The organism is Thermosynechococcus sp. HY213 (genome assembly GCF_031460975.1).
Lineage (GTDB): Bacteria > Cyanobacteriota > Cyanobacteriia > Thermosynechococcales > Thermosynechococcaceae > Thermosynechococcus.
This window is the reverse complement of the sequence record NZ_JAVKVB010000011.1, coordinates 210,720-224,095: the sequence shown is the minus strand read 5'-3', so window position 1 is coordinate 224,095 and position 13,376 is coordinate 210,720. Positions and strand designations below refer to the sequence as shown.

Here is a 13,376-nt window from a genome sequence, read left to right as displayed (position 1 = left end):
CGTTCTACTCCACTGAGGATGGTTTCATTGACGAAGAGACAGGGGGCAAGGGGGGTGGATTATTGGGCAACGCGACCGTCTCCTCCACATCCTCGGCATTGAGGCGCGATCGCACACTCACCAAGAACGTTTTAATCACTACCGCGATCGGAACCGCAATGAGAACCCCGACTAACCCCGAAGCCCTAGCCCCAGTCAGGATCGCCAAGAAAACCCAGACTGGATTTAAGCCCGTAAAGCTACCGATGATCCGAGGGGCAACCACATTCTCCAAAAACTGCTGATAGAGAAACGCAAATCCCGCCACCTTGAGGGACAACCACACATCCTGAAGGGCGACGAGCAAACTAATTGAAATAATCCCCACCGTACCGCCAAAGGGCACCAAGGCCATCACGCCAATAATGACACCAAAGAGCAGTCCATAGGGCACCTTGAGGAAAATGAAAATCGTCGTCAAGCCAATCCCCATGCACAGCCCCAGCACCAACTGACCAATGAAATAACTCTCAAAACTGCGGCGTATCGTTTCTGAAACCGTGGGGCGGAGCGTATCTGGCAACCAACTGAGGAGGCCATCCCACAATTCATCCCCATGCTGCAGCAAATAAAACGTGAGCACAACGGTCAAAATCAGATTAATGAGCACATCCACCGCACTGCTGAGGGTGCCCAAGATTAAATTCAAAGCCTCACGGGCCAAGCTTTGGAGTTGATCCTTGAGTTTTTCCAAGAGTTGGTTGGCAAGGGCATCCACATCCACCGTTACCGGCAGGTTGAGGGAGTCCACCCACTGGCCAAATTCCAAGAGTCGCCGTTGGCTGGAGTTAAACCATTCGGGCAAGCGGGCAATGAGCTGTTGTGCCTGATTAAAGACATTGGGTACCACCACCAAGCCAATAATGGCAATCAGTACCAAGGCCAGCAGAAAGACGAAAATGGCTGAGGGGCCTCGCGGATTTCCCTGCTCCTCCATCCAGCGCACCGGATAGTTCAGCAAAAAGGCAAACAGGGAAGCCAGCACCAGAACCGCCACCAGCGGCCCAAAAAACTTGAGAATGGTCGCAAAGGCCCAGAAATTCAGCGTCAGGATAGGCCCTGCCAAGCCAATAATCAGAAACCGACTGGCAATGGAGAGGCGATTCCACCAGTGACCCGAGGCCGCAGATTGGCTCATAGCTCTAAGCACAGTTGACGAAAGTGATCACCACGTTCTTCAAAATTCTGGTACTGGTCAAAGCTGGCACAGGCAGGGGAAAAGAGAACGGTTTTGATCGGGTACTGGGTCACCAGTTCAGCAGCCGCCGCCACCGCCCGATCCAGTGTCTCCATGATCTCATAATTTGTAAAGCCCGTGGCTTCTAAGCGCTGCGCAAACTGCGGTGCCGCTTCACCAATCAAGAGCACCCAAGCGGCTTTCTCCTGAATCAGCTTGAGCCAAGCGCGATCGTCCCCCTTTTTGGCCTGTCCACCGGCAATGAGAATCACTGGCCCTGTCACAGAACGCAGCCCAATTTCGGCGGCGTCATAATTGGTGGCCTTACTGTCGTTGATCCACTCCACCTGTCGCCATTGGCGAATCCGCTCTAGACGATGGGGCACACCGGCAAACCCTGCCACCGCTTTGGCAATTGTTTCGGCAGGAATACCGGCTAAATGAGCCGTTGCCACGGCTAGAAGAAAGTTTTGCTGATTGTGTTGACCCGGCATTTGCAGGACATGGGTGGGCAGCAGGGGTTGATCTTGAAACCACACTTGATCCTTAGCAATATAGATGCCCTGTTCAATCCCCTTGGGTAGGGCTGCCGCCCCTTGGGTACTGATCCACCAAGCTTGCGGCCAACGATTCACCATGTGCTGACGCAGGTAGGGATCATCCCCATTGAGGATCGCCTGTTTCGCACCATTCATGAGGTGAGCTTTGGTTTCGACATAAACGTCGAGGGTGCCGTGGCGTTCCAAGTGATCTGGTGTGAGGGTTGTCCAAAGGGCAAATTGGGGTTGCAGGGGGGGGCTAGACTCTAATTGATAGCTACTGATCTCAGCAATCACCCAATCAAGGGCGCTAGCGGTCAAAGCCACTTCGCAAATACTATTGCCGATATTGCCACAGGCGGGAGCATTGTACCCCGCTGCTTGAAAAATGGCGGCAGTGAGTGCGGTGGTGGTTGTTTTGCCATTGGTGCCCGTAATACATACCCACGGCAGATGGGCGAGGGTCTGCCAAGCAATTTCCACTTCCCCCCGAACGGGGATGCCCGCTTGGCGAGCGGCAATCAGAGCAGGAGACTGCCAAGGGACACCGGGACTAATGACAATTTCCGCTGGGACACGCAGACCCACACTGGCGAGGGTTTGTAAATCAAAGTCGTAGTTGAGTTGAACAGCAATGCCTTCGGCTTCTAGGAGTTGCTGCTGCGATTGTAGGGCAGGGGTTTGACGACTATCACTCACCTCCACTTGCCAGCCTTGACGTTTCAGTAAACGGGCAGCGGCGATGCCAGAGCGACCAAGACCAATCACATGAACAGTTGGCATAGTTAAGTGGGGTGAATCCAATCCAGCAGGTACAGACTCGGGGCAGCGGTCACTAAGGTGGTATCCTCAAGGCCAATGAGGCCGATCGCTCCCGCTAAATGTTGCGTCTTAGACTCTATTATTGTCACACCGGGTAGAGAACAATGCCTAGCTTACGCACAATTTGGCTCTGCGGTCTGCTGTTGACGACTAGTGTCGGGTTCTTGTCTTTTGAAGGCAAGCCCGCGATCGCCCGCCGTCGCGAAGCGCCCAAAGTGGTGCGCGTCACCGATGTCCAATTGCAGAGCGAGAATATTGCGGGTGTCTGGTACCACCGCCTCACGGGGCGCGTGCGCAATGAAACCGCGACACCAGCGCGCAATGTCCAGATCTACTACGAGATTTATGACCCGACGAGCAAGCGACTACTGGAAGCGGGATCCACCCAGTTGCGCAATCGCGTGATTAATAGCGAAGGAGAGGCGGAGTTTCTGGCAACTCCCAATGCGGGGGGGCGGGTGAAAATCACGCTCGTGGAATGGCTGAGTGGCGATCGCGAGTACCGTTCGTTTCAGCAAATGCAGGAATTTTCCCAATAGCGCCTACTGGGGCGTCTCACTGGAGGTGGGAGATTGAGCTGTTGTTTCCTGCACACCAAAGGCCAGTACCCAGCCTTCAAGATTGTTGGCGGTGCGAATCTTCAGCCATTCCCCATCCTCACTGCGCTCTAGGATCGTCACCACTTCATCAAAGGCCACACCCCCCAGAGCATTTGCCTCGCGACTGGGGCGATCGCGCAATCGTAAACCATCGCCATAGATCACCCGCCCTTCAGAGTTTGGCTGCGGTGAGGGGGTCGGGGTTGGTTCAGGAGGGGGTGAGGGGGAATTCGGTGACGACTCTGGTGGCGTAGGCGGTGGCGAATTTTGTGCTTCGACCTCGGGGCGGGGGGGTGGCCAGAGCAAGTTAAAGACAAGGGGTGTAATGATAGCAGCGGCCACAAGGGTAATCAGACCTAAACCCAAAAAGGTTCCTAGGAGCCATTGCAGCACACGCACCACTGGTTTCATGATCTAACGCCCTGTGGGGGGAGACAGGATTCGTGAGGCAAACCGTGCCCGCCCGGAGGCCGCCCATTCTTGTAATTGGTGCACTTGCTCACGGGCGGTGCGTGCCAAGGGGATAATCTCACTGGCCGCGTGCAGCAGATCTTCGGTGGTAAAGTCGCGGTCTTGGCTAAAGGCAAGGTGCATTGCCTCAATGATACACTGCTCAATTTCAGCCCCAGAAAAGTCAATGGTTTCGTAGGCCAACCGCTCTAAATCATAGTTTTGCAGGCGATCGCGCCGCACACGACTGAGGTGCACTTCAAAAATCGCTCGCCGCTCATCCACATTGGGTAGTCCGACAAAAAAGATTTCATCAAAGCGACCCTTACGCAGCAGTTCCGGGGGCAAGACCTGCACATTGTTGGCAGTGGCCACAACAAAAACAGCAGAGGTTTTCTCCGCTAGCCAAGTGATAATCGTGCCAAAAACACGGCTACTGGTACCGCCATCCCCTCGGCCATCAATGCCCGCAAAGGCTTTATCCATCTCATCAATCCAGAGGACGCAGGGGGCTAGGGCTTCAGCAATTTGAATCATCTCGCGGGTACGTGCTTCGGATTCCCCCACGAGGCCGCCAAAGAGTCGCCCCACATCCAATCGCAACAGCGGCAAGTGCCATTGGTGGGCGATCGCCTTTGCCACTAGGGATTTACCGGTGCCCTGAATTCCCACTAGCAGCACCCCCCGCGGATAGGGCAGCCCATAGCGCCGTGCCCGCTCGGAAAAAGCACCGCCGCGCCGCAGCAACCACTCCTTGAGGTTATCAAGACCACCAATGTCGGCAATCGTTTCTTGGGTGGGGTAAAATTCGAGAATTTGGGTTTGCCGCAGGATCTGCCGTTTCTCCTCCAAGACCAGATCCACATGGCTGCCGTCCAGCACACCGTGCAAAGCAATGATCCGACCAATGACGCGGCGAATCCGCTCTAGGGTCAAGCCCTGACAGGCGCGGATCAACTCATCGAGAATGGGTTCTGCGGGAATGTTGCCGAGGCTTTGACAGAGCTTCACCAGTTCAAGGCGAATTTCCTCCCGTTGGGGCAAAGGGAACTCCACAACGGTAATCACATCCCGCAGTTCCGGGGGCAACTGCACCGTCGGAGCCAGTAGGATCAGGTTTTTGGGCTGGGACTTGAGCTGCCGCGCCAAGTTGCGCAGTTTGCGGGAGACGGCCACGTCCTCAATAAAGCGGTGAAAATCCCGCAGCAGAATCATGGCCGCTGCCGGTCGCGGCAGTCTTTCGACGAATTCAAGGGCACTGAGGGGATTGCGCTTGGCGATCCCCAGATCATTGGGATTGCCCTGATACCCCTCCACAAAATCCCAAATGTAGATGGGGCGCTGATTCAGGCGATCGCTAATTGTGTGCAGTGTTGCCTCAAGGCGTTCTTCCTCTGTTGTGGCCACATACAACAGGGGATAGCGTGCCCGCAGCAACAGTTCAAGGTCAGACTGAGCACTCACGGCGATGGTTCCGAACGCTCCAGAACCGATTGTAGTTGCGCAAGCATTGCCCAGCGGTGATCAATGGGGGGATCCGCAGGGACAGGGGGGTGAATACCGCCACAATTGGGGTCACAGTATTGGGGGTAGGGCAGGGCAAGGCAGAGTTGCTGGTAGAGCCAATCCGCAAGATCAATGCGACCGTTGGCGGGCAAGGTTTCCACCAGATCATCGTCGGGCTGACTGGCTGGGGTTTCTGCAAGCCAAATGAGTTCCGTAGTGGTACACACCAAGCGATGGTTATAGTACTGCAAACAGCGATCGCAAGAGAGGGTGACAATTGTCTGCACACTGGCGCTGACTTCTAAGTAGGTGTGGCGGTGACTGGCAGTCACCATTCCTTGCACGGGAGTCAACGTTGCCAAGTCTGGAAAATCGGTATCCACCCGCCACTCATAGGTCTGGGCGGGCAGCCGCAGTAGATCGGGAATACTTAGCCAGTGGGCATCGCTCACACTAAGTTCCTTGGCTCATTTCATAGAGTTCTTTGAGGAAGTGAAAACATTGCTCAGCCGTCATTGAGGTGGGCTGAAAGGTTGCTGCTGGTGAGTATTTTAACCGCAGGTACCGAATTTTATCACTGTCCATCTCGCCCAACTGCACCAGACGCATTGACCAATTGATGAAGGTGCGCTCTGCGATCGCTTTGAATTCAATAATCTCAGCGCTGTGGTGGCGGGGATCCTTGAGGATGCGGGCGTAGGTTTCACTCACTTTCTGGCGATCGCCCTCTAAGGTTTGCAGAAACATGCCGTTGCCGTAGCACAGTATTCCCGTAATGCCATCGCGGAGATTGTTCACCTCTGACTTGGCCATAATATCCCGCAGGTCTGGGTAGGACAGGCCATCTGTGGCACAACTGAGATAAAGCAAGCGATGTAATCTCATGGGTCTCCGGTTCTCGATCGCACACAACCGATTTCAATATCCCATGAAAGGGACCCTTGCTAAAGACGACTCCCGTGATCTTTACTTTAAGTTTCGCGAACGCCTCTGACCACTGCGCTAGTGCCAGCGCTTGATTTGACAAATCCGGCAAAAGTAACCTTAGCTCCGTGACGTTCAAACATAGCAGCAACATCTTTTATTCTTTGGGGATTGTCATACTCCGGCGAGAACATATCAAAGGTGTCTAAAATTGCCCATTCACGGCGTTTTTGCTGATCCACAGTACTAGGAATTGTTCGTAGATCAACAATTGGTAAAAATCGAGTCAGTACGCCTAGTTTAACTTTCACTAAAAAATCAAATAACGTAATTAAACTATCAATATTCTTCTCAATTAAATTCAACAGAGCTTGGTGTGACATCTTTTTTGTCAAGGGTCTTAAAAGATATTTTGCGTGTATTTTTGTCCAAAAACCTTTAATCGGATAGAAATCAACCACAATCTCAGCACCGATTTTTGCGTATTTAATCAGATTTTTTACAGATTCTTCAAAGTCAGGTGTATGTTGTAGAACCCCAAAACAAAACACCTTATCAAAAGAGGCTTCAGGCAAAGGGATGTCATAGATGCTCGCCTGAAATAGGTGTAATCTTCCGCCAGCAATATCAGAATTATTTTGCCAATTTGCCTCAACCGCCTCTGAATAATCAAAACTCCAAAGATAAGCAGACGTTTTTTCTAGGATAACCCGTGTAAATCTACCTGCACCAGAACCAGCTTCTAAAATACTTTTGCCAGCAAGCTCCTCAGGCTGCCAGTTTGTTGTTGCAAAGAATCGAGTTTCAGATTGTTTTTGATCTGTATCATCTATTTGTGTTTTTGAGAACTTATTCCATTGCAGACCAAAACTTTGGGTGTAGTTTTGGCTTGAATCTACAAATCTAGGAATCTGATTAACAATTGGATAAACAGAACCCGTCTCACTATAGTACGCAGTATGATCCTTTCTAAGTGGTGCTTTTGTCTTGGGATCAACGTAATGAATGGAGATAGTCATTGATTAACTCCTCAGAAAGATGTTTTTTAGGGGATTGATATAAAATTCCCCGGTGTGAAATAGGCTGTACAGCCGCAAACCATAGTAGCCAAGATAAATCACCCCTAGCCACCACCAGTTTTGAATGCGTTCATTGATGTAGCGAAAGGGGGTGTGCTGCAATCGCCGGCCAGTTTTCAGCTCTAGGCCTATAAAAACCGCCATCACCGTAAATGCGAGAAAGAGCACAGGGCCAAAGAGATGCATTCTCAGGGCATCTTCAACATTGCCGCGAGCGATCGCCATAAAGGAACGGGTCAGACCGCAGCCTGGACAGGGAATACCCGTTGTTGCTCGAAAAAGACAAAGTAAAAAAGGCGGCGTCCCCGTATGGTTAAAGAGTGCCGCTCCCACTAAAGGTGCTGTGGTCAGTCCCAAAAAGCCCCAGCGGCTCAAGCGTTCCTGTTTCGATAAAACGGCATCAGAGAAGCGCAGCATCCGGTTCCTCGGCATTCACCAACAGTCGCTGCTCCCATTCTGCCGCAAACGCCACAAATCGCTCCTCTAAAATGGCTTGGCGTGCTGCTTGGGTGAACCGAATCAGTTCCGTCACATTATGAATCGAGAGTAAGGTGTAGGCCAGTAGCTCCTTGGCACGCACTAAATGACTTAGGTAGGCTCGGCTAAAGGTGGTGCAGGTATAGCAGGGACAGGTGGGATCCAAGGGTTCATAATCGCGGCGAAAGCGAGCATTTTTTAGGTTCCAGCGCTGCCCTTGGACAATGGCACAGCCGTGGCGAGCCAAGCGGGTGGGAATCACACAGTCAAAGAGATCGACCCCGGCAGCGATCGCCCGCAACATTTCTAAGTGAGTTCCCACCCCCATCAAATAACGTGGCTTATGGGCAGGCAAGAGGGGAGCCGTCACCGCCACAATTTCATGCATGGCACTGTTGGGTTCCCCCACACTCACGCCACCAATGGCATAGCCCGCCAAGTCATAGGGCAGCATCGCCGCAGCACATTCTCGCCGCAGATCGGCATACACTCCCCCTTGCACAATGGCAAAGAGGGCTTGATCGGATCGTTGCTTTGCAGCAATGCAGCGCTCTAGCCAATGCAGGGTGCGTTGCGTCGCTTGGATCACTGCCTGCCGGCTTGCAGGATAGGGGGGGCACTCATCAAAGGCCATGATCACATCTGCCCCCAAGGCCTCTTGAATGGCGATCGCCCGCTCGGGTGACAGTTCAATGATTTGACCATCGTGGGGTGAACGAAACACCACCCCCTGATCGGAAATTTGCCGCATTTCGCTGAGGCTAAAGACCTGAAACCCCCCCGAATCCGTGAGAATTGGCCCTGACCAGCCCATAAAACGGTGCAGCCCCCCCGCTGCGGCCACAATGTCTTCCCCCGGTTGCAGGTGCAAATGGTAGGTGTTGGCCAAAACCATTTGAGCGCCCGCCGCCTTGAGGTGTTCTGGGGTGAGGGTTTTCACATTCGCTAAAGTACCCACGGGCATAAAACGCGGCGTTGCCACTGCGCCATGGGGGGTGTGAAACAGGCCTGCCCGCGCTTGGGTATGGGCACAGTCCTGCTGGCAGACAAATTCAAACACGCTGCTGGATCCACAAGAAGGCGTAAAAAATGTTACCAAATGCCTAGACAAACCCACAATCGCTGATCTATGATTAAAACTTGTGACCAAAAACGGATACTGAGTGGGCGCGATCGCCTCAACCCCCTTAAGTCCTTGGTTCCACTGATCCAGGGGTGGCAGCGTGTTCGCAACTTGCAATCATAGCCTTGCCATCTTTACCTGCGCCTGTCCTTGATCAACGATGGATGCGCCTTGAGCGTCATCGTCTTGACCGTGTAACTGCTGGGTCAATCCACCATTCCTAACTGTAGGAATCTGCCGAGGTGTAGCCTACGGGCTGCCTCTCGCTGTTTTGTTGTGATTCGTATTTTTAAGGAACGCGATCGTGACAGTTGGTATTTTAGGGACAAAGTTGGGCATGACCCAAATCTTTGACGAGGCGGGTCGATCTGTCCCCATTACGGTGGTACAAGCGGGGCCGTGTCCGATCACACAAATCAAAACCCCCCAAACCGACGGCTACACGGCCATTCAAGTGGCCTACGGCGAAGTGCGGCAGAAAAACCTGAGTCGCCCCGAGCGCGGCCACCTCAACAAATCGCAAACGCCCCCCATGCGTCATCTGCGGGAATTTCGCCTCGAAGATGCCTCTGCCTATCAATTGGGTCAGGCCATCACCGTTGATATTTTTAGTCCGGGGCAGCTTGTGGATGTCCACGGCACCAGCATTGGCCGAGGCTTTGCGGGCTATCAAAAACGCCACAATTTTAAGCGCGGTCCAATGGCGCATGGCTCGAAAAACCACCGTCTGCCCGGTTCCACTGGGGCAGGAACCACCCCGGGTCGGGTTTTCCCCGGCAAGCGGATGGCCGGTCGCATGGGCAATACGGCAGTCACCATTCGCAAATTGCAGGTGGTGCGCGTTGATCCTGAGCGCAACTTAATCCTGATCAAAGGGGCACTACCGGGTAAACCGGGGGCACTGGTGAGCATTACCCCCGCCAAGGTTGTCGGTCGCAAATAAGGGCTGGAGAGTAGTTATGGTTGCATGTGTGGTTAAAGACTGGCAGGGTGCCGACAGTGGTGAAGCCACCCTTGATCTAACGACGGCAAAACCTGAAACCGCCAGTCATATTGTTCATCGTGCCCTTGTGCGGCAGTTAGCCAATGCTCGGCAGGGAACCGTTTCCACCAAAACCCGTGCCGAAGTGCGCGGCGGCGGTCGCAAACCTTGGCGGCAAAAAGGAACAGGGCGTGCCCGTGCTGGTTCGATTCGTTCTCCCCTCTGGCGGGGGGGCGGTGTGATCTTTGGTCCTAAGCCCCGCGACTACAGCCAAAAAATGAATCGTAAGGAGCGGCGGCTTGCCCTGCGCACAGCCCTGATGAGCCGCGTTGAAGACTTGATTGTGGTTCAAGACTTTGCCGATCACTTGCCCCGTCCCAAAACCAAGGAACTGGTGACGGCGCTGCAACGCTGGGGCATTGAGCCAGAGCAAAAGGTGCTGCTACTGGTGGAAGACATTGCCGAAATGGTGGCACTCTCGGCGCGAAATGTGCCCACCCTGAAACTCCTGCGTGCCGATCAATTGAATGTTTTTGATTTACTCTATGCCGATCGCATTGTTGCCACCACTGGCGCGATCGCCAAAATTCAGGAGGTGTACGGTGACTAAAGTCCAACCCCGCGCCCTTGCGGATCTCATCAAGCGCCCCATCATCACAGAGAAGGCCACGATTTTATTGGAAAACAATCAATACAGCTTCGATGTGGACCGGCGCGCCACCAAACCGCAAATCAAGGCTGCGATTGAAGAACTCTTTAACGTCAAAGTTACAGCAGTGAATACCTATCATCTGCCCCCTAAAGAGCGCCGTGTGGGTCGGTTTGTTGGTCATCGTCCTCGCTACAAGCGGGCGATCGTCACCCTTGCCCCCGACAGCAAGATCGTTCTCTTCCCCGAAGTTTAACGGAGTAGATCATGGGCATTCGCGTTTACCGACCCTACACCCCCGGCGTTCGCCAAAAAACTGTTTCTGACTTTGCTGAAATTACCACCGACAAGCCCGAAAAGTCGCTGACCCGTGGCTTCAAGCGCGACAAAGGCCGCAACAATCGCGGTGTCATTACCAGTCGGCGGCGGGGGGGTGGCCACAAGCGTCGCTATCGTATTGTGGATTTTCGCCGCAGTAGCAAGCTCAATGTCCCCGCCAAAGTGGCAACTGTGGAGTACGATCCCAACCGCAATGCCCGCATTGCCCTGCTCCACTATCGCGATGGCGAGAAACGCTACATCATCCATCCTCGAGATTTGACCCCCGGCACCGAGGTTATTGCCAGTCCCGATGCCCCTATTGAAGTGGGTAACTCCCTTCCTCTGGGCAAAATTCCCTTGGGTACCAGTGTGCACAATGTGGAAATTATCCCCGGTCGCGGTGCGCAAATGGTGCGAGCTGCTGGTGCGATGGCACAAGTAGTGGCCAAAGAAGGGGATATGGTCACCCTCAAGCTTCCCTCGGGTGAAGTGCGGCTCTTCCGCAAGGAGTGCTATGCCACCATTGGCCAAGTGGGGAATGTTGAAGCCAACAACATCAGCTTAGGGAAAGCGGGTCGCAATCGCTGGAAAGGTCGTCGTCCGAAGGTGCGCGGTTCGGTGATGAACCCGGTGGATCACCCCCACGGTGGGGGTGAAGGACGCGCCCCCATTGGTCGTCCTGGGCCTGTCACGCCTTGGGGTAAACCCACCCTTGGCTACAAAACTCGCAAGAAGAAAAAACTCAGCGATGCTCTCATCGTGCGGCGTCGTAAGAAGTCTTCCAAGCGGGGTCGCGGTGGTCGTCAGTCTTAGGTTTTTGCGGAGAAGTTAGGTTATGGGACGTTCATTAAAAAAAGGCCCCTTTGTGGCGGATCATCTCTTACGCAAGATTGAAGCCCTCAATGAGCGCAATGCCAAGGAAGTGATCAAAACGTGGTCGCGTGCCTCAACGATTGTGCCAGAAATGATTGGCCACACGATCGCCGTCCACAACGGCAAGCAGCACGTGCCCGTGTACATCACTGAGCAGATGGTGGGTCACAAACTGGGGGAATTTGCCCCCACCCGCAACTTCCGCAGTCATGTTAAGGGCGATAAAAAAGCCCGCCATTGATTCTCTTGTTCGCGTCTGGGATAGCCGTCTATGGTTTCTACCTCTTCTCCTACTGCCCGTGCCTGCGCCAAGTATGTCCGCATGTCACCCCACAAGGTGCGGCGGGTACTGGATCAACTGCGGGGTCGCACCTACCGCGATGCCCTGATTATGCTGCGCTTTATGCCCTATCGTGCCTGTGAGCCGATTACAAAGGTCTTGCGATCGGCGGCAGCCAATGCCACCCACAATTTAGGCTTGGATCCCGCCACCTTGGTAATTAGTCAAGCCTATGCCGATCAAGGGCCTTGCCTGAAGCGGTTTCGCCCTCGCGCCCAGGGCCGCGCTTACCAAATTCGCAAGCCCACCTGCCACATCACGATTGCTGTGGCGCCCCAAAACACTGCTGACGAATCGTAGAAGGATACCACCGTGGGACAGAAGATTCACCCAATTGGCTTTCGCCTCGGCATTACACAAGAACATCGCTCCCGCTGGTACGCCGATAGCGATCGCTATCCTGAGCTATTACAGGAGGATCACCGCATCCGCACGTTTATTAACAAGCAACTGGCCAACGCTGGCATTGCGGAAGTGCGCATTGAGCGCAAAGCGGATCAAGTGGAGTTGCAAATTCGCACCGCTCGTCCCGGCGTCGTCGTTGGTAAAGGCGGCCAAGGGATTGAGGAACTGCGCAAGCAACTGCGGCAGATGCTCCCTAGCAACCGCACGATCAAAGTGAACGTGGTGGAAGTCAACCGTGTCGATGCTGAGGCCAGCCTCTTGGCGGAATACATCACCCAGCAACTAGAGCGACGGGTGGCCTTCCGACGCGCCGTGCGCCAAGCCATTCAGCGGGCACAGCGAGCAGGCATTGAGGGGATCAAAGTCCAAGTGGCGGGTCGCCTGAATGGGGCGGAAATTGCCCGTACCGAGTGGACACGGGAGGGTCGCGTTCCTCTGCATACCCTACGGGCAGACATTGACTATGCCTACCGCACCGCCCGCACAATCTACGGCATTTTGGGCGTGAAAGTGTGGATCTTTAAAGGTGAGGTACTGCCGGGACAAACCGAAGCCGTAACACGGGAACCCAGTCGCCGCAGTCCCCAACGCCGCCTACCCCAATTTGAAAATCGCTCTAACTAACAGGGAAGCCAGCGATGTTAAGTCCAAAGCGTACAAAATTTCGCAAACAGCAGCGGGGTCGCATGACGGGGGTTGCCAGTCGCGGTAACTCTATCCACTTTGGCGACTATGCCCTTCAAGCCCTTGAACCCGCTTGGATCACCTCACGGCAAATTGAGGCTGGCCGTCGTGCCATGACCCGCTATATCCGCCGCGGTGGCAAAATCTGGATTCGCATTTTCCCCGATAAGCCCGTGACAATGCGGCCTGCCGAAACGCGGATGGGGTCAGGGAAAGGCTCACCGGAATACTGGGTGGCAGTGGTCAAACCCGGTCGCATTATGTATGAAATTGCCGGTGTGCCGGAGGCGGTTGCCCGCGAAGCCATGCGCCTTGCTGCCTACAAAATGCCGATCAAGACCCGTTTTCTGGTGCGCAATCAAGAAGAGGAACAACAGGAGGGTTAAG

19 protein-coding genes are annotated in these 13,376 nt (G+C 54.1%); 9 read left to right on the top strand and 10 right to left on the bottom strand.

Annotated features, from left to right (window positions below; translation table 11 throughout):
* Window positions 1-4 precede the first annotated feature (4 nt).
* Genes RHK62_RS06615 through RHK62_RS06605 form a run of 3 tightly spaced genes read right to left on the bottom strand, consistent with a single transcriptional unit; the run spans window position 5 to window position 2,666 of the window.
* A complete protein-coding gene (locus tag RHK62_RS06615; protein ID WP_225901677.1) occupies window positions 5-1,177 on the bottom strand; it encodes an AI-2E family transporter in 1,173 nt (390 codons plus the stop codon).
* Window positions 1,174-2,538: a UDP-N-acetylmuramoyl-L-alanine--D-glutamate ligase gene (gene murD / locus RHK62_RS06610; RefSeq protein ID WP_310453456.1), complete on the bottom strand. Its 1,365-nt coding sequence runs from the start codon at window positions 2,536-2,538 to the stop codon at window positions 1,174-1,176. The genes RHK62_RS06615 and murD overlap by 4 nt, the downstream gene beginning before the upstream one ends.
* Window positions 2,539-2,540: 2 nt before the next feature.
* Entirely contained in the window at window positions 2,541-2,666 is a 126-nt protein-coding gene (locus tag RHK62_RS06605) for a hypothetical protein (protein WP_302676450.1), read from the bottom strand.
* A gap of 15 nt (window positions 2,667-2,681) precedes the next feature.
* Between RHK62_RS06605 and RHK62_RS06600 the strand changes: the two genes are divergently transcribed.
* On the top strand, window positions 2,682-3,116 hold the full coding sequence (locus tag RHK62_RS06600; protein ID WP_310438370.1) for a hypothetical protein: 435 nt from the start codon (window positions 2,682-2,684) through the stop codon (window positions 3,114-3,116).
* Between the two features lie 3 nt (window positions 3,117-3,119).
* Here RHK62_RS06600 and RHK62_RS06595 read toward each other — a convergent pair whose 3' ends face one another.
* From RHK62_RS06595 to tgt, 7 genes are all read right to left on the bottom strand, one after another.
* A complete protein-coding gene (locus RHK62_RS06595) occupies window positions 3,120-3,587 on the bottom strand; it encodes an SH3 domain-containing protein (protein WP_206201520.1) in 468 nt (155 codons plus the stop codon).
* A gap of 3 nt (window positions 3,588-3,590) precedes the next feature.
* The gene (locus RHK62_RS06590; RefSeq protein ID WP_310453455.1) at window positions 3,591-5,090 is read right to left on the bottom strand and encodes an AAA family ATPase; all 1,500 of its coding nucleotides are present in this window, start codon (window positions 5,088-5,090) and stop codon (window positions 3,591-3,593) included.
* Window positions 5,087-5,584 (bottom strand): DUF177 domain-containing protein, encoded by a 498-nt coding sequence (locus RHK62_RS06585; RefSeq protein WP_302679111.1) that lies wholly within the window; start codon window positions 5,582-5,584, stop codon window positions 5,087-5,089. The genes RHK62_RS06590 and RHK62_RS06585 overlap by 4 nt, the downstream gene beginning before the upstream one ends.
* Before the next feature lies 1 nt (window position 5,585).
* Window positions 5,586-6,017 (bottom strand): BLUF domain-containing protein, encoded by a 432-nt coding sequence (locus RHK62_RS06580; RefSeq protein WP_206201518.1) that lies wholly within the window; start codon window positions 6,015-6,017, stop codon window positions 5,586-5,588.
* Window positions 6,018-6,103: 86 nt separating this feature from the next.
* Window positions 6,104-7,075, bottom strand: a complete 972-nt coding sequence (locus RHK62_RS06575) for a class I SAM-dependent methyltransferase (RefSeq protein ID WP_310453454.1) — start codon at window positions 7,073-7,075, stop codon at window positions 6,104-6,106.
* Window positions 7,076-7,078: 3 nt separating this feature from the next.
* On the bottom strand, window positions 7,079-7,552 hold the full coding sequence (locus RHK62_RS06570; RefSeq protein WP_302676455.1) for a DUF2752 domain-containing protein: 474 nt from the start codon (window positions 7,550-7,552) through the stop codon (window positions 7,079-7,081).
* A complete protein-coding gene (gene tgt, locus RHK62_RS06565) occupies window positions 7,536-8,672 on the bottom strand; it encodes a tRNA guanosine(34) transglycosylase Tgt (RefSeq protein WP_206201516.1) in 1,137 nt (378 codons plus the stop codon). Before tgt ends, RHK62_RS06570 begins: the two co-directional genes overlap by 17 nt.
* A 367-nt stretch (window positions 8,673-9,039) precedes the next feature.
* Here tgt and rplC point away from each other — a divergent pair, with 367 nt between their 5' ends.
* The 8 genes from rplC to rplP are packed head-to-tail and all read left to right on the top strand — an operon-like array spanning window position 9,040 to window position 13,375.
* Window positions 9,040-9,678, top strand: coding sequence for a 50S ribosomal protein L3 (gene rplC, locus RHK62_RS06560; protein ID WP_206201515.1), 639 nt, complete (start codon window positions 9,040-9,042; stop codon window positions 9,676-9,678).
* A gap of 16 nt (window positions 9,679-9,694) precedes the next feature.
* Window positions 9,695-10,327: a 50S ribosomal protein L4 gene (gene rplD / locus RHK62_RS06555; protein WP_302676457.1), complete on the top strand. Its 633-nt coding sequence runs from the start codon at window positions 9,695-9,697 to the stop codon at window positions 10,325-10,327.
* Window positions 10,320-10,622 carry a 50S ribosomal protein L23 gene (locus RHK62_RS06550; RefSeq protein ID WP_206201513.1) on the top strand — a complete coding sequence of 101 codons (303 nt, stop codon included), beginning with the start codon at window positions 10,320-10,322 and terminating at the stop codon, window positions 10,620-10,622. Before rplD ends, RHK62_RS06550 begins: the two co-directional genes overlap by 8 nt.
* A gap of 11 nt (window positions 10,623-10,633) precedes the next feature.
* Window positions 10,634-11,500 (top strand): 50S ribosomal protein L2, encoded by an 867-nt coding sequence (rplB, locus tag RHK62_RS06545; RefSeq protein ID WP_302676458.1) that lies wholly within the window; start codon window positions 10,634-10,636, stop codon window positions 11,498-11,500.
* Window positions 11,501-11,522: 22 nt separating this feature from the next.
* Window positions 11,523-11,801, top strand: a complete 279-nt coding sequence (gene rpsS, locus RHK62_RS06540; protein ID WP_011055940.1) for a 30S ribosomal protein S19 — start codon at window positions 11,523-11,525, stop codon at window positions 11,799-11,801.
* A 30-nt stretch (window positions 11,802-11,831) separates the two neighbouring features.
* Window positions 11,832-12,200 (top strand): 50S ribosomal protein L22, encoded by a 369-nt coding sequence (gene rplV, locus RHK62_RS06535; RefSeq protein WP_011055941.1) that lies wholly within the window; start codon window positions 11,832-11,834, stop codon window positions 12,198-12,200.
* A gap of 12 nt (window positions 12,201-12,212) precedes the next feature.
* The gene (gene rpsC, locus RHK62_RS06530) at window positions 12,213-12,929 is read left to right on the top strand and encodes a 30S ribosomal protein S3 (RefSeq protein ID WP_149817906.1); all 717 of its coding nucleotides are present in this window, start codon (window positions 12,213-12,215) and stop codon (window positions 12,927-12,929) included.
* Window positions 12,930-12,943: 14 nt separating this feature from the next.
* Window positions 12,944-13,375 (top strand): 50S ribosomal protein L16, encoded by a 432-nt coding sequence (gene rplP, locus RHK62_RS06525; protein ID WP_149817904.1) that lies wholly within the window; start codon window positions 12,944-12,946, stop codon window positions 13,373-13,375.
* Window position 13,376: the final 1 nt, after the last annotated feature.